The following is a 15,460-nucleotide window of genomic DNA, read 5'->3' on the forward strand; positions in this document are numbered from 1 at the left end:
TGACCGAAGGAACGTACGCCATGACGCCGCAACAGATCGCCGGCTTCTGCCTGGACCTGCCCGGCACCCGCGAAGACATCAAGTGGGGCAGCAATCGGGTGTTTTCGGTCGCCGGCAACAAGATGTTCGCCATCCTCGACTTTCTCGACAGCGGCAACGGCGGCCTGGCTTTTAAGGTCGGCCCGGAGCTGTTCCTGGGCTACGTCGACCGCCCTGGCATCCGCCCGGCGCCCTATCTGGCGCGGGCCTTCTGGATTTCCATGCAGCGCCCCTACCCCATGGGCGACGCCGAGTTGCGCGAAGCGCTGACCCGCTCGCACCAACTGGTGGTCGCCCGCCTGCCCAAGCGCCAACGCCTGGGCCTCGTGCTGGAGACTTCCTGATGCGCACGCTCGACTGGGAAGGCATCTGGCACGCGCCGACGGCCAGCTGGGAATCGCTGCAACTGGGTGAGCGGCGCGCCGAGAGCCAGTTGCGCGCCATTGATGAGGCGGGAGGCCCTTCCTATCAACTTGATTACCGGTTGGACTGGGACGAGCAGTGGCGCCTGCGCGAAGCGCGCTTCAAGGTGGAAAGCGCCCGCGGCACGCATGAACTGCACTTGCTGACCGACGGCGAAGGGAATTGGCGCGACTCCGACGGTGCCTTGCCGGAGCTGGAAGGCTGCCTGGATATCGACATCTGGCCTTCGCCCTTCACCAATACCTTCCCGATACGCCGCCTGGGACTGACCGAAGGCGAGCGCCGCGAGCTGGCGGTGGTCTACCTGGAAGCTCCCACGCTCAAGCCTGTTCGGATGCGCCAGGGCTATACACGGGTCGATTCCCATCACTATCTGTACGAGAACCTCGAAGGCACCGATTTCAGGGCGCTGCTTAGCGTGGATGATGATGGCCTGGTGATCGATTACCCCACCCTGTTCCGCCGAGTCTGACCCCATTGTTTCCTGTAGGAGCGCGCCATGCGCGTGATCGCGGGCATGACCCGCTCCGCCAATAAGTCGGCAACTGAAGGTGCCTGCGTAGGGCGCATAACCTGGAACAGGTTATGCGCCGCCCCAAACAACGGCGGATAACGCTGACGCACTATTCGCCCTACGGACGGAGGATATTTCAGGTAGTTCGTTAGCTAGCTTTCCTACACGCCACACCCGGTCCATCATGTAGGACCACTCGCCGTACCGAACCGCAGCAGATGTCCGCCGATTCCCGTTCGTCCTCGTCCACCACCCTGCAGGTGGTGTCCGTCGTCCTTTTCACCTTCATCGCCTACCTGACCATCGGCATCCCGCTGGCCGTGCTGCCCGGCTACGTGCACAGCGACCTGGGCTTCGGCTCGGTGATGGCCGGCCTGGTCATCAGCATCCAGTACCTGGCCACCCTCCTCACCCGCCCGTACGCCGGCAAGGTCATTGATACCCTCGGCCCCAAACGCGCCGTGCTCTACGGCATGGTCGGCTGCGCCGGCAGTGGCGCGCTGATGCTCGGCTCATGGGCAATGCAGGGCCTCCCATTGCTCAGCCTCGGCCTGCTGATGGTCGCGCGCCTGGTGCTGGGTACGTCGGAAAGCCTGGTCGGCAGCGCGTCGATCGCCTGGGGCATCGACCGCGTCGGCGCGGCAAACACCGCAAAAGTCATCTCCTGGAACGGCATCGCCAGTTATGGCGCCCTGGCCATCGGCGCGCCGCTGGGTGTGCTGATGGTCGGCCAACTCGGGCTGGCCAGCCTGGGCGGCAGCGTGGTCCTCCTGGCAGCACTCGGCTTCGCCCTGGCCTGGCCCAAGCGTGCTGCCGCCCTGGTGCATGGCGAGCGAATGCCCTTCCACCACGTGCTCGGCCGGGTATTCCCCCACGGCATGGGCCTGGCGCTGGGCGGCATCGGCTTCGGCACCATCGCCACCTTCATCACCCTCTATTACGCCAGCCTTGGCTGGAAGGACGCGGTCTACTGCCTGACTGCATTCGGTGGCTGCTTCATCGGCGCACGTCTGCTGTTCGCCAATGCGATCAACCGGCATGGTGGCTTCCGAGTCGCTATTGCCTGCCTGTCGGTGGAAAGTCTCGGCCTGCTCCTGCTGTGGAGCGCCCCGACGCCCTGGATCGCCTTGGCCGGCGCGGCACTGACGGGCTTCGGATTCTCCCTGGTGTTTCCTGCACTCGGCGTGGAAGCCGTGGGTCTGGTGCCCGCGTCCAACCGCGGCGCGGCGCTGGGCGCCTACTCGCTGTTCATCGACGTATCCCTGGGTGTCACCGGGCCGCTGATGGGCGCGGTCGCCAATGGCTTCGGCTTCGGCTCGATCTTCCTCTGCGCAGCGCTCGCGGCATTCACCGGCCTGATTCTAAGCCTGTGGCTCTATCAGCGTTCCTTCACTCTCGCGTGATCGCCCTTGCGCGGCAAACAGCCGCGATTGCGTCCATTTGCCGTCGAGCCGCCGCGATCCAGCGCCCATCACCGTTGATCAGATCGACATGACAGCAGCGTGACAGAGGCTGGACGAAAAAGTTCGAACCTCTGCTATCATCCCGCGGCGCCGGGGCGACCACGCCCCGAATACAACCAAAAGAATAGGCCAGCACAGGACTCCACCTACCCCGATCACGCACTTCGGGGCGGAGAGCTTTTTTCTTTCTGTTCGCTGGCGCTGCACCATTAAGGAAATCAAGATGCTGAACCACCGGATCAGTCTGCTCGCACTGGGGATCCTCGCGTCGACCGCTGCCATGGCCGATGACCAGTCCGCCGCCAAGGGCTTCACCGAAGACAGCCACCTGGACCTGTTCTTCCGCAACGCCTACATGAACCGCGACTACAAGCATGGTCGTGACGACAAGGCCGAATGGGGCCAGGCCGCCACCGCGACCTTCACCTCCGGATTCACCCAGGGCACCGTAGGCTTCGGCGTTGACGCGTTCGGCATGTACGCCCTGCGCCTCGACGGTGGCCAGGGCAAGAGCGGCGCCGCCGGCATCGACTTCTTCAAGCAGGGCGACAGCGGCGAAGCCGCCAACGACCTGGCCCGCGCCGGTGGTGCTGTGAAGGCTCGCTTCTCCAACACCGTGATCAAATACGGTGACCAGATGCCGGCCCTTCCGATCCTGAGCTACGACAATTCCCGCCTGCTGCCGGAAAGCTTCACCGGCACCCTGATCACCTCCAAGGAGATCGAAGGCCTGGAACTGAACGTCGGCCGCTTCACTTCGGAAACCCGCAAGAGCGCCGAAGGGCGTGACAGCGGCGGCCTGAAGCGCATCGACGTGTTCGGCGGCAGCTACAAGTTCACCGACAACTTCAGCGGCTCGCTGTATGGCTACGAGAGCGAAGACGTCGCTCGCAAGCAGTACATGAACCTGAACTACGTCATCCCGGTGGCCGACAAGCAGTCCCTGACCCTGGACTTCAACGGCTACCGCACTCGCGTGAACGAAGACTTCGCTGCCGACAACGGCATCGACGGCACCAAGAACACCATCTGGAGCTTGTCGGCCGCCTACAACATCGGCGTCCACACCTTCATGGTCGCGCACCAGCGCAACAACGGCGATTCCGGTTACAACTACGGCTGGTACCAGAACCAGGGCGGCCTGGGCGACGGCGGCACCACCATCTGGCTGGCCAACTCCTACTGGTCGGACTTCAACGGTGAGGACGAGCGCTCCTGGCAGGGCAGCTACAGCCTGGACTTCTCCGAATACGGCGTCCCGGGCCTGAGCTACACCGTGGCCTACGTCTACGGCGACAACATCAAGACCGCCGAGACCAGCAACGGCAAAGAGCGCGAAATCTTCAACCAGCTCAAGTACGTCGTACCGAGCGGCCCGGCCAAGGACCTGTCGGTCAAGCTGCGCGGTTCCTGGCTGCGCGTGTCCAACGACGCCCGCTCCTACAACGACGACGGCAACGAAGTGCGCGTCTTCGTCGAGTACCCGGTCAACATCTTCTGATGACCTGATCAGGCTCGAAAGAAAACGCCCCGCGGCAGCGATGCCACGGGGCGTTTTCATTCCAGCGTCTTTTCTATTCCAGGCTGCGCCGACTGGCGAGCCACGGCATCGGCGGCAGCGCCATGCGCAGGATGTGGAAGCACAGCAACAGGATCAGCGCACCGGCCACGAAGGAGCCCAATCGCTGGGCCGGTTCGAGCGTGTCATTGAGCACATTGAACAGCAACATCGCGCTGCCGCCCAGCATGCAGGCCAGCAGGAACACAGAGAGGATGTAGATCTTCAGCGTCAACAACCGCCAATGCCAGCGCATACGGCGGCGGACGGGGACTTCATCGGGGGGAAGTTGCGGCATGGTCCATTGCCTCCTGACAGGTTTCTGACGGGCTCACGCAATTGCAGCATGCGACGTCGAGATACTGGCAGGATGCTAGCCATCACGGTGCAGAATGCCAAGCTGCGCAGCGTGCGACCGTCGGGTCACAGGCTACGCGCCGATGAGTGGCTGCTCAGCGCACCACGCTATTGATGTCATGGCGGTTGAGCGAAGTGCGCATTTCCTCATACCACTCCGGAATCACGTCCTTCAGGCGCTCACGTGCGTCTTCCAGCTTGAACGGCTGGGTATAGCGCTTCTTGCGGTAGGAGTAGATGTAGTAGGTGCCATCGCGGTAGAGAATGCGGTCGAAGGTGTAGAAGCCGATGTGCGTGCCGTTGCAGCGTGCGGTCAGCACCATGTCGCCCTCTTCGTAGGGCAGCACGCCCTCCGCGCATTCATAGGTGAAGAACTCGCGCACGTCATCCCAGGCCACGCCGTCGCTGCTGGCGCGCAGGAAGGCCTCGGCCTTTTCCTCTGAATCGTCGGAGTGGTCGCTGTACCAGATGAACAGCGGGATGCTCTGGTTGGTCTCGTCCCCCAGCCAGCTCTCGCCGTCCAGGTACTGCGCACTGCGCGCCAGGCTCGCCTGCACGCGGCGATGGCTCTGGCGGTACTCTTCCAACTGCTCATCGAAGGCCGGCGAGTCCTCGCCCAGCACCACGCCTGGCATGCCCTTGATCTCGGCCACGCGCGCCAGATACTCGGCGTAGAGTGCCGCATCCTGGATCACGGTGCAGGTGTCACGGGTGAGGCTCAGGCCGATCTCGGTGAAGTTGGCGCTGCCCAGCACGACCACGTCCGGCTCGATCAGGATCAGCTTCCAGTGCACGCTGTTCTGCGCGCGGAAGTCGACGTGCAGGGTGACGCTGGCGCCTGCATCGCGGATGCAGAAATCGATGAAGTCCGGCGAGGTGAAGGAGTTGATGGTACCCACCAGCAGGTCCAGGCGATTGCCCTTCTCCACCAGGGTTTCGATCAGTGACTCGGTTTCACTGGCGGAGGCCGAGACCACGGTGATCAGCTTGCCGCTGAGCTGCTCCAGGTACTGCTTGAGCGTTTTTTGAGCGTTAAGGATTTGCATACAGCCCCCACCAGAATTCTGAACACCGAATTCTGATGCAGGACCATGAGGGGTTTCAACTGTCTGATATCGCCATAAGCCCGCATCACGGGCGCTGCAGCGGCAAAGCATGCAGCTCGGGCCGGGCTGTGGCATAATGAGCGGCTTTGCCAGGCGCCTGTCGGCCATCTTCGACAGCGCCAGCCTTCCCTGCCCGCCCGCGCCGCTCGCGCCCGGCGCGCACCATGTCCAGCCAAGGGTCAGTCAGTTGATTTCCACCGCCAATATCACCATGCAGTGCGTGATACTTCGCGGGGAACTCGGAGCCCCTGATTTTACTGGGCTGCAGGCGGGGTAGGATTGCATTTGGCAGCGTTAGAACGCCTCCGAAAGCACCGATTGGTATCAAAATTGGTATCGCCCGCCTTACTAGTTCATCGCTGAGCGTCGCCGATCATCCCCCGACAAAGTGCCAATATTTCAAAAGGCTCCGAGGGGTGGTAAATAGCCAGCGCGCAGCGCAACTTTTTTATTTCTGTGTCTTCCCACTCTCTTTGCGCTCAGACCTGCAGTGGGCGCTGATGCAGTGCGTCGCCCTCTTGTAGTCGGAATGTTCTCGACCAAATATACTGTATGCATAACCAGTATATTGCCGGGAGGTTGCCATGCCGGTGCGCATCATCATCTGCGGCTCCGATCGCTACGAGAACCGCAACCACGTTCGGATAGTTCTAGAGCACGTCAACGCGCTGCGGGACATCGGTGCAATCATCCTGACCAGTTCACTGGGGGTCTCGCAGTTCGCGCTCGCTTGGGCGCGGCGTGCTCGGGTAGAGGTCATCCCCTGCCGCAGTGTTGCCGCCATGCTGGAGCTGCTACCTGACGGCGTGGTGGCATTCCCGGGCGGATCGCACACCAGGGCAACTCTGTACGCGGCTGGACGGGCCGGCATACCCATTTACATGGCGCCGGCCCATGGCGTGCTGCCTGATAGGTCTTGCGTTTTGAGGCCGCCAGTCACGGCGAGACGATGAAGGCTGAGCTGGCCGAATGGCACGCGCTGCTGAACAAGCGCCGCGAGCTGATGATTTCCCCTGACTACCATTGCCGCACCCTCTCCGAGGGGGCGCGGGGGATGTTGGCGCGCGGGGTGATCGATGCCGGCGAGTGGTTCGAGCTGGCCGAGCTGGTGACGGCCGCGTATTCGTTTGCGGTCGAGGAGCGGGCTAGCGAACTGTTCCACCCGGCGTCACAGTATCTGGTGCAGGACCAGGGACTGGCGCGGGTAGGCAGTTGCACGCGCAGCGTGCTGGCATTCGATGCTGATCGGCGATCGCCGCTGTCGATCACGCACGGGGAAGATGGAAAGCTGCACGCCTACGGCGGGCCGGCCTTTAGTTGGCTGTCGGGGACAATAGAGGGGCTGACGCTAGTGATGGAGAACGGCCGACGGTTCGAGCTGGTCGAGGTCGGGCGCTACATAGAGGGAGGGGTATTCGTGCAGACGATTACAGACCCGGAAAGCTTCCGGCTGCTGCTCGACGTGATCGAGCACGCCCAGGAGGATGGTGCTGCGGTGAGGGCTAAGCATTTGCAGGCGCGAGCGGAGGTCAGTGTGTTCTGCCTCTGCCCTGCCTGTAGGGATCACTTCGCCAAGCGCGAGGAGTGCTCGCGCTGCGAAGGTAGGGGCTTTGTGGATCGCGTCGGTCAGACGCGACCCTCTGCCGCCTCGTAGACTTCATCGTCGCGGCGAGCCCCCACGGTGATGACCAGCACCACCAGTTTGCCGCGATCGACTCGGTAGACGATCCGGGTATTCCCTACCCGGATGCGCCGGCATCCTGCCAGGCTACCGCGCAAGGGCTTGCCGATCTTGTCCGGCTCCCCCTCCTCGATCCGTTCCTTTATGACTCGCAGTATCCGGCGAGCCTCTGCACTTCCCAACTGGTCCAAATCGTTCATCACCAAGGGGTGATAGCTGACTTCCCAACTCATATGTGAGCCTTCAATCGGTCTTGGCGTATCTCTTCATCATGTCTTCATGGGAGATAGCCTGCTTAGCATCAAAACCGATCAGGCGCTCACGCGCGGTTCGCTCTACGCGCAGGTCGTCAAGTTCGTCTAGCAGCTCTTGATAAGCCTCGACGTTGATCATCACAGCCGCAGGCTCGTTATCCTTGAAGATCACGAGCTTCTCCGTATCGCGGCTTGCAATATCCTTGAGACGTGCGCTGAAGTTGCGAACCATGGCAGTAGCAGACACTGCCTGATCGGCTCGTTCCAACAGCACGGTCATGGGTCGGTTCCTCTGTTGACACGCTATTGAGCTTACCCCTCCGGACTAACCCGGGAGCGACACAGCCATCTATGTGGCTTGCGCACATTATTACGCATAATTATGCGTATTTCAATATGCGCTTTGATCAGCGACTATTCCCTGTCGCGATCCACTCCACGTGCCGGTCACTCCACACCTGCAGCTTGTCGCCCGTTTCCAGAGCCAAGGTGCTGACCAAGCGCTTGGCGCTGGCCTCCGTTAGCGTTTCGCCTTCCACCAGGGCGGCCACTGCCCCGCCGGCTTTCTGCAGCCGTAGCGACAGCGTGGCGGTGCCTATGCCGGTGAACGCGGCGAACACTTCCCGAACCGCGCCAGGGCCGGCGAGCAGGTCGGACCAGGCCGAGCCCTTGGAGACGGCTACAGCGGAGCTGTACGGCAGATCCGCCGTGCCGCTGGCGATCCAGTCCACGCGGGCATCACTCAGGCATTGCAGCTTGTCGCCGACACCGAGGGCGAGGCCGCCCACGGCGGGCCGGTGGGCCTGCCCGGCCTGCAGGAGGTTGCCGGGCAACAGGTAGGAGGTGGCGCCGGACTTCAGCACCAGGCGCAACGCCACGCGGGCGTCGGTGCCAAGGGCGTTGATCAGTACGCTGCTCAGCGTCGCTGTGCCGGCGGCGAGATCCACCCAGGTATCGCCGCTGCTGTTGCCGACCCAGGTTTTCAGGGGCACCGCCATGTCGGTGACGGGGTAATACACCACGTCGGTGCCGATCATCTGGCTGTTCACCAAGGCGAGCACGTCGGCGACATGCTGCTGCAGCGCTTCGAACTCGGGTCCGCTGGCCGAGCTGCTGCCGCTGCCCTGCCCGTTTCCTCCGCCGGCACCGCGTATCGGTCGCATACCCATGGTTACATCTCCTGAACACTGACAGCCACTGACGAGTCAGCGCGTAGCCAAAGGGTCGAGCCGGGGTCTACCTCCCACACCGCAAGCGGGGGTATCAAGTAACCGGCGGGCACTGCGGGTGCGCTCGCGCCGATATACGCACATAGCGGGAAACCGCCCTTGTTCTGCACTTCCATTCCGGCGCCGGCTGCGATGCCGGCAGCCGTGGCAGCCTTGACCCAGGTCGGACCTACGATGATGTCTGGCTTCATGTCAGCCATTGAGAATCCCCCTTGCCTTGTTGAACAGCGCCCGCCGTTCAGCGGCGCCGATGGGTGTCCGGCCTGCTTTGCCGGTGTTGATGATGCTGCCGATGTCGTCAATGTTGCCGACGTCGGCCAGCTGATTGAGCCCGCGCGACTGCCACCACCAGGCCGCCGAGGCGGCGGCAAACTCGGGCTGCTCTGCCAGTTCGGGTTCGGCTTCCAGCGGCTGACCTATGCCCCGGCCGGCGGCGCGGTAGTTGTCGCGGCCGGTGATTTGCAGCAGGCCCCGGCCGCGATAGCGCCACCCGTCGCCGGAGCTGATAGGGCCATTGCCGTTGCGGGCGGCATACGTGGCGTTGGCAATCAGTTCTGGCTTGCGGGCCAGCTGGTTGGCCAACGCGTTGGGGACCAGCGGGCGAGCCTTGGGGTCTATGGCGAACCGCGTCGGCCAGGTCGTCGCCAGACCCTGCGCGCTGTAATTGAGGTTTTCCACCAAGCGTAGAAACCCGCCGCTTTCGTGGCCGGTCTGCGCCAGGAATGCAGCCAGGCGCGCCGGGGTGTTGATGGCGAAGCGCTGAGCCGCCCGATTAATGGCAGGAACAAAAACGCCGGCTCGTGAGCCGGCGTTGGGGAACAGGCGCAGGAACTGCGCTTCAGTCAGGGGCATGGGGCGCTCCAGAAATGAAAAGCCCCGCTGTGCGGGGCTCAATGGGGTTTGTTGGGCTCACGGTTTAGGGAATCGCCGCTTCACCTTCTGCAGCACGTTTAGCCACTGCTCGACTTCCTTCGGCAGCTGCACGATATCGCGCAGTGTTTCGGCTAGGCGGCGAACTGCATCGAGCTGGTCGCCGATCGGCGGGTATGCCTGCGAACGTCGCTCGGCGTAGTCGTCGTGGGCCTTGGGTTTGATTGGCATGGTTGCCTCCTTAAACAAAGAACCCGCCGGGATAGCGGGTTCATTCTTCGGGTTCTGGTGGTGAGACTTCCGGCGGTCCCGCCGGCTCGGCGGGCGGCCGCGCCTCAATGGTCCCGCTGTCGGGGTTGTAGCAGTGCGTAGCAGGCGAGCCGAAAAAGTCGGTTTGTATAAACATCGCCTCAGGGAACGCGGAGAAATGGACCTCAGCAACTTCCGGCACATTGAATGCAACGAATTGGACCAACCGCTGGCCCTCTACCTGAGCAAAAATCAACATGTCATTTCCTACTGATGAAGGCTGAAAGGATGCAATGGCGAACCTCGTATTGAGCGTGCGCCCCGTTCTTCCATCCGTTGGTACTCCAAGCAATGCGGAGCGTGAGCGTGCGAGTCGCTCCATTTCCGGGAATCCTGGCGCGCATGGTTATTGGTATGTGCTGTGTGCTAACGAAGGCCTCCCATGTTCCACCCGAGTAGTCAGTAACCGGGTAGCCATCGAGATAGAGCGCGGGACTTAGCCAGAGCGCCCGCCCCACATTGGAGCTGTAAGCAACGGCGTTCAGCCGGAAATGCCCCTCGATAGTGACGTCATCTCCCCAGCGAGTTGGAAATTGCAGCGTAGAGAAGTTATCGACGCCGCTCGCCACGCCGAAACTGCCGGCTGTGAAGTAGCGTTGAAATCCATTCGAGCTGGCGTAAGCCGATAGCGTCACGGCTCCGTCTTTCAGATGCAGCGTGTCGATATTTGCAGTTTGAATCTTCGCCGATGTAATGCTCGCGTCAGCGATTTTGGCGCCTGTGATCGAAGCATTACGTATGAACGCCTCGCGCATGAAAACCTGGCCGCCCTCGATTGCAAAAGGCGCTGCCGTTCTCCCATCAGTCGCTCCGGTATTCAGCACCGCGAAGCGGTCTGCAAGCACCAGAACCTGTGATTGCATGCCGGCCGGGGTCTGTTCAACTCCCACGCCGATACCAGCTAACACCCGTTTCCCGCCAACCGAGACTTGGGTTTTTACGCTCCAGAGGGCGCTAAGCTTGCCGCTCAGCGACGCCAGGGCCGAGCTGGTTTGCTGCACGCTGCTAGACGCATTCCCAGCGGTTGTCTGGACCGTATCGATACGCCGCCCCAAAGCCCCGTCAGCATCGACTCTTGCGGTCTGCTCTGCTAACAAGTCCGCCTGCTGCTGGCCCGCCTTCACCTGCAGCAAGCGGGTTTCTGTCACCGAGTCAGCCGCCACCCGCTGCACCTCAGCCAGCTGCGCCTCCTGTTCGCCGTCGGTAGCCTGCATCCATGCACTGCGCAGCGCTGCCTCTGCGTCCAACTGCTGAAGGTCGCGTATCTGCGTTGAGCGTTGTTCGTCCTTGTAGTTGAGTTCCACCAGGGTGCCGGCCTGCTCGGCTGTCACGTCGTCCAGCCGACGAATGCTCGCGCCCTGCTGTTCTGTGCTCACGCTCAGCTCGACCAACTGGCGGGCGTGCTCGGCCGAAACCTCGCGGGATTCGGTCAGCTGCGCATCCTGCTCGCCGGCAGTAGCCTGCAGATGGGTAATAGCTAAGGCGTGATCGGCGCCGACTTCCTCGACTCGCACCAGGCGTGATGACTGTTCCGCGTCGCTGGCTTCCAGCGTGGTGGTGCGTTCGCCCAGTGCTGCGGTGGCCTGCTGAGTGCTGGTGATCGAGCTGGCCAGCTCGCCGTCCTTGGCGGTCAGTTGTTCCAGGCTGGCCGCCTGCCCGGCCGTCACATCGTCCAGCCGGCGAATGCTCGCCTCGCGGTGATCGTCGCTCACCTGCAGCTCGACCAGCTGGCGGGCGTGGTCGGCCGTGACTTCGCGCGTCTCCGTCAGCTGCGCATCCTGCTCGCCGGCCGTGGCCTGCAGGTGGGTGATGGCCAGCGCTTGGTCGGCGCCGGCCTCCTCGACTCGCACCAGGCGCGCGGATTGGTCCTTGTCGCTGGACTCCAGCACGGTGGTGCGCTCCGCCAGCGCTGCGGTGGCCTGCTGCGCCGTGGTGATCGAGCTGGACAGCTCGCCTTCCTTGGCACTCAGTTGCTCCAAGGTGCGCGCCTGACTGGCTGTCACGTCATCCAAGCGCAGAATGCTCGCCTCGCGGCGATCGTCGCTCACCTGCAGCTCGATCAGCTGGCGGGCATGGTCGGCCGTGACTTCGCGCGTCTCAGTCAGCTGCGCATCCTGCTCGCCGGCAGTGGCCTGCAGGTGGGTGATGGCCAAGGCATGATCGGCGCCGGCCTCCTCGATCCGCACCAGGCGCGAAGATTGATCCCTGTCGCTGGCTTCCAGCGTGCTGGTGCGTTCGGCCAGCGCTGCGGTGGCCTGCTGCGTGCTGGTGATCGAGCTGGCCAGCTCGCCGTCCTTGGCGCTCAATTGTTCCAGGGTAGCGGCCTGCCCGGCCGTCACGTCGTCCAGGCGGAGAATGCTCGCCTCGCGGCGACCGTCGCTTACCTGCAGCTCGACCAGCTGGCGGGCGTGGTGGGCGGTAACTTCGCGCGTCTCCGTCAGCTGCGCATCTTGCTCGCCTACCGTGGCCCGCAGGTGGGTGATGACCAGGGCGTGATCCTCGGTCGTTTCTTCAAGCTGCGAGATCCGCGTGACAGATTGCCCGCTGGTGGTCTCCAGGCTGGTCAGCTGCAGGGCGTGCTGAGCGGTGGTCTCCTGCAGCACCAGCAGACTGGTGGTCAGCTCGCCGGTTTGCGTACGCAGCGCACGGGTTTGCCGCGCCAGGTCGTCGGCCTGTTCGGACAGCTCGACTATACGGCCGCCCAGTTCGTCGCCTTGGTGCAGGCGCTCCAACATCTCCCGCGCCAAGGCATCGGCATTTGCCTGCGTCTCCCTGCTAGTGGCGGCGATCTCCTGGCCGAGCTGAGACAGCGCCTGCTGAGTCGCCTTTTTCTCCGCCAGCAATGCCTCGCTCTGCTTCTGCAGGTCGCCCGCGAGCCGTGCGAGATCCGCCGCCATGGCTGCTTTCTGCTCGATCAGCGCAGCCGCTTGCCGCGCCAGGTCGCCGGCCAACTGCTCGAACTGCTCGACACGCTCCGCCGCTTCCCTGATCAGCTCTTGCGCCGCTACCGCCTCGGCATCGGCGATCGCTGCGCGTTGCGCTGCCAACTCGCGCTGCAGCTCCAGCAGGTCGGCGGCCTGTTCAAGCAACGCTGTGTCGATGACGGCTATCTGTTCAATCTTTTCGAGCAGCTGCTGGCCCAACTCCGTTTCGGAGATAGCTCCGGCTATCTGATCCAGAATCGCATCGGCGTCGCTGCTGGCTTCACCGTGGTTCCATTCACACCAGGGGCCGACGTTGCCGGTCCGGTCCACCAGGCGACCACGGAAGTAGAACCCCTGCCCGGCGCGCAGGCCAGTCAAAGTGTGCCGACTGTTCGGGTACGCGAAGTCGCCCAGGTGCAGCGCGCCGGCATCGTCAACGGTTGGTGCGTACTGCAGTTCCGTACGCTGGCAGTCCTCGGCACCCCGCGCGGGGAAGCCCCACTCCAGCAGGATGCCGAACACCTGCCCAGTTGCGCGCAGGAACGCCAGAGCGGGTGGATTGCCGACCTTGCCTTTCAGCTCCGTCTCCGCGCTCAGGGTGAAGACCGAGGCAACACCCATCGCGTTGCGGGCGCACACACGGGCCTGATAGTGGCCGGCATAGATCCCGACCACATCGACACTGACACCGTGTTGCCCCTGCAGGCGCACCCAGCTGCCGTTATCCCTCCTCCACTCCACGTCGTATTCGATTGCCCCGGGCGGGGGCGTCCAGGCGATGACCATCGTGGTAACGGCCAGTCCCTGAGCGATGGCTGACTGAGCGGAGATCCACACAGCCGGCGGCGGCGCCTGAACGCCCAGCGGGTTGACGCTGATTGGCGTCTGCTCGATGCGCGCGCCGTGGTCGATGTAGTCGTACTTGCCGGGTACGTGGAGCACCGCGCTGATTTCGTATTGATGCGGCGCCGCCCGGGTAACCGTCTGCACACGGAAACGCATCACGGCGAGATCCGCGTAGTCCAGGGCGAAAGCCGCCTCCGATTGTGGCGCCTCACTGTATGCCGTGGTTACCGTGACTTTCTTGCCGCTGGTACTGCGCACGGTGCGCGCTTCGGCCTTGCCGCTGGGCAGGTTGAGTATCAGTCGATCACCCGCCACCGCCGGCACCACCCGGTCCAGGGTGATGACCACGCCCGAGGCCGAGCTGATGCGGCCTCCGTTGGGCCTGCCGCTGAACAGTTCATCCGCGACGCTGATCAGCTTGCCCGGGCGCGGCAAGGTGCCTTCCATGCCGGTTTTGAAGGTAACCGTCCGGTTCTCCAGCTCTTCAGTCTTCAGCAGCCACTGCCCATGGCGCTGGGCTTCGCCCTGCACCGTGCAGCCGATACGGCCGACCGACACGCTACGGATGCCCAGCCGGGCGGTTTGGTCGTGGTTGGTAACCGGCTCGGGGACGGTCTGGTATTCATTGTCGGGGTTGTCCCAGTTGACCAGGGCAACGGTGCGGCGTACCGCCCAGTCGCTGCCGGCGTACTCGAAATGCCCGTCTATGACGTTGCCGCGCGTGAACACAAAGCCCTCGTCATCGTCGGGCATGTCGGCCGTCAGCGTCATCTGCGCGCCGTCCCAATAGGACATGCCGTGGAAGATCGACGCCAGGTCGGCGAGCACCGCCCAGCCTTCGTGGGCCTCCTGCAGGTAGAGATTGCAGGTGAACCGAGGTTGCTGACCGCCCTGCCCGTCGGGCACCAGCTGGTCGCAGTAGCGAGCGATCCGGTAGAGCGCCCAGCGGTCGACCATGCTGGCGTCTATGCGGCGGCCGAGGCCGTAGCGCTTGTGCAAGACCAGGTCGTACCAGATCCACGCGGGGTTATTGGTGTATGCCTGCTTAAAGGTGCCATCCCATATTCCGGTATAGGTGCGGGCCTTCGGGTCGTAGTTGGTGGGCACGCGGATGATGCGCCCTTCGCACTCGGCGGAAACCTTGGGGATGTTCTGGAACTGCGAAGCATCGAACGACAACGCGCCGACTGCCGTGTTCGGGTAGCGCAGCTTGGCGTCGATGACTTCGGTGATCGCCTCGATCCGCATACTGTCGGCGATCATGCTGTTGTTCTGGTTCTTCGTCAGGCGACGAACACGGATTTTCCAGCCCTGATCCGTCTCGGGCAGGTCGATGCGGTGGCAGCGCTCGTACTTGCTCGACACCTTGTCATCCACCGCTGCGCGCAGCACTTCGCGGAAAGCACCGCCGGCCGTCGATAGGTCTATGGCGTACTCGATCCGGTAGCCGGTGACATCGCCGTTCGACTTCTGCTGCTGCAGCGCCGGCCAGCTCAGCCGCAGCCGCAGCGCGGAGAGGTCAGGGTTCGCCGCGGCACGCGTCCAAGGCGCATCATCGGTCAGCTCGATGCCGACGGCGATTTCATTGTTCACCTCGCCGAACCCGGCGATATGGTCCTGCCACTGGGTGCCCGGGCGGAAATCCCAGCTGACGCCGGGGAAGTTGGACGAGCCATCGGCATTGAGCAGCGGCGTGCCGTCCAGCTTCACCGAACGCATGCCGTCCACCGGGCCGACTATCTCGCCCTCACTGAGGAAATACAGAAGCTTGGCATAGGCCACGCTGCGGGCGCTGTCGGGCGCGATCTTCGGCGGCTTGGGGGACTTCGAACCGCCCTTGGCCCCTTGGATCAGTGCTGTCATCGATGCCTCCACATACAAAAAGGC

The 15,460-nt window shown here is 63.4% G+C and carries 15 protein-coding genes; 6 read left to right on the top strand and 9 right to left on the bottom strand.

From position 1 onward, the window contains the following. Positions 1 to 20: 20 nt before the first annotated feature. From ACIPK7_RS05205 to ACIPK7_RS05220, 4 genes are all read left to right on the top strand, one after another. The gene (locus ACIPK7_RS05205; RefSeq protein WP_192431292.1) at positions 21 to 383 is read left to right on the top strand and encodes an MmcQ/YjbR family DNA-binding protein; all 363 of its coding nucleotides are present in this window, start codon (positions 21 to 23) and stop codon (positions 381 to 383) included. Continuing rightward, complete coding sequence (locus ACIPK7_RS05210; protein WP_192431291.1) at positions 383 to 934, top strand: putative glycolipid-binding domain-containing protein; 552 nt, start codon at positions 383 to 385, stop codon at positions 932 to 934. Before ACIPK7_RS05205 ends, ACIPK7_RS05210 begins: the two co-directional genes overlap by 1 nt. A gap of 260 nt (positions 935 to 1,194) precedes the next feature. Continuing rightward, the gene (locus ACIPK7_RS05215; RefSeq protein WP_192431290.1) at positions 1,195 to 2,379 is read left to right on the top strand and encodes an MFS transporter; all 1,185 of its coding nucleotides are present in this window, start codon (positions 1,195 to 1,197) and stop codon (positions 2,377 to 2,379) included. A 283-nt stretch (positions 2,380 to 2,662) separates the two neighbouring features. Then, on the top strand, positions 2,663 to 3,940 hold the full coding sequence (locus ACIPK7_RS05220; protein ID WP_401085999.1) for an OprD family porin: 1,278 nt from the start codon (positions 2,663 to 2,665) through the stop codon (positions 3,938 to 3,940). 73 nt (positions 3,941 to 4,013) lie between these two features. Here ACIPK7_RS05220 and ACIPK7_RS05225 read toward each other — a convergent pair whose 3' ends face one another. Together ACIPK7_RS05225 and ACIPK7_RS05230 are read right to left on the bottom strand one after the other, a co-directional pair. Continuing rightward, entirely contained in the window at positions 4,014 to 4,295 is a 282-nt protein-coding gene (locus ACIPK7_RS05225; protein WP_192431288.1) for a hypothetical protein, read from the bottom strand. 154 nt (positions 4,296 to 4,449) lie between these two features. Next, a complete protein-coding gene (locus ACIPK7_RS05230; protein WP_192431287.1) occupies positions 4,450 to 5,400 on the bottom strand; it encodes a phospholipase D family protein in 951 nt (316 codons plus the stop codon). A 644-nt stretch (positions 5,401 to 6,044) separates the two neighbouring features. On the opposite strand from ACIPK7_RS05230, the gene ACIPK7_RS05235 reads away from it, so the two are divergent. Next, positions 6,045 to 6,413, top strand: a complete 369-nt coding sequence (locus tag ACIPK7_RS05235; protein ID WP_401086002.1) for a hypothetical protein — start codon at positions 6,045 to 6,047, stop codon at positions 6,411 to 6,413. After that, positions 6,410 to 7,114 carry a hypothetical protein gene (locus tag ACIPK7_RS05240; protein WP_401086005.1) on the top strand — a complete coding sequence of 235 codons (705 nt, stop codon included), beginning with the start codon at positions 6,410 to 6,412 and terminating at the stop codon, positions 7,112 to 7,114. The genes ACIPK7_RS05235 and ACIPK7_RS05240 overlap by 4 nt, the downstream gene beginning before the upstream one ends. Here ACIPK7_RS05240 and ACIPK7_RS05245 read toward each other — a convergent pair. The 7 genes from ACIPK7_RS05245 to ACIPK7_RS05275 form a co-directional block, all read right to left on the bottom strand. Beyond that, complete coding sequence (locus ACIPK7_RS05245; RefSeq protein WP_401086008.1) at positions 7,087 to 7,374, bottom strand: type II toxin-antitoxin system RelE/ParE family toxin; 288 nt, start codon at positions 7,372 to 7,374, stop codon at positions 7,087 to 7,089. The genes ACIPK7_RS05240 and ACIPK7_RS05245 overlap by 28 nt on opposite strands. 10 nt (positions 7,375 to 7,384) lie before the next feature. Next, positions 7,385 to 7,675 (bottom strand): type II toxin-antitoxin system Phd/YefM family antitoxin, encoded by a 291-nt coding sequence (locus tag ACIPK7_RS05250; RefSeq protein ID WP_401086010.1) that lies wholly within the window; start codon positions 7,673 to 7,675, stop codon positions 7,385 to 7,387. A 127-nt stretch (positions 7,676 to 7,802) separates the two neighbouring features. Continuing rightward, positions 7,803 to 8,564 (bottom strand): hypothetical protein, encoded by a 762-nt coding sequence (locus ACIPK7_RS05255; RefSeq protein WP_401086013.1) that lies wholly within the window; start codon positions 8,562 to 8,564, stop codon positions 7,803 to 7,805. Positions 8,565 to 8,816: 252 nt separating this feature from the next. Further along, positions 8,817 to 9,476, bottom strand: a complete 660-nt coding sequence (locus tag ACIPK7_RS05260) for a glycoside hydrolase family 19 protein (RefSeq protein ID WP_401086016.1) — start codon at positions 9,474 to 9,476, stop codon at positions 8,817 to 8,819. Positions 9,477 to 9,533: 57 nt separating this feature from the next. Continuing rightward, positions 9,534 to 9,725, bottom strand: a complete 192-nt coding sequence (locus ACIPK7_RS05265) for a hypothetical protein (RefSeq protein ID WP_401086019.1) — start codon at positions 9,723 to 9,725, stop codon at positions 9,534 to 9,536. 40 nt (positions 9,726 to 9,765) lie between these two features. After that, positions 9,766 to 10,002, bottom strand: a complete 237-nt coding sequence (locus ACIPK7_RS05270; RefSeq protein ID WP_401086022.1) for a hypothetical protein — start codon at positions 10,000 to 10,002, stop codon at positions 9,766 to 9,768. Position 10,003: 1 nt separating this feature from the next. Then, the gene (locus ACIPK7_RS05275; protein WP_401086025.1) at positions 10,004 to 15,436 is read right to left on the bottom strand and encodes a DUF1983 domain-containing protein; all 5,433 of its coding nucleotides are present in this window, start codon (positions 15,434 to 15,436) and stop codon (positions 10,004 to 10,006) included. Between the last annotated feature and the right edge of the window lie 24 nt (positions 15,437 to 15,460).

Source organism: Pseudomonas sp. NPDC086581, from assembly GCF_044746165.1.
Taxonomy (GTDB): Bacteria; Pseudomonadota; Gammaproteobacteria; order Pseudomonadales; family Pseudomonadaceae; genus Pseudomonas.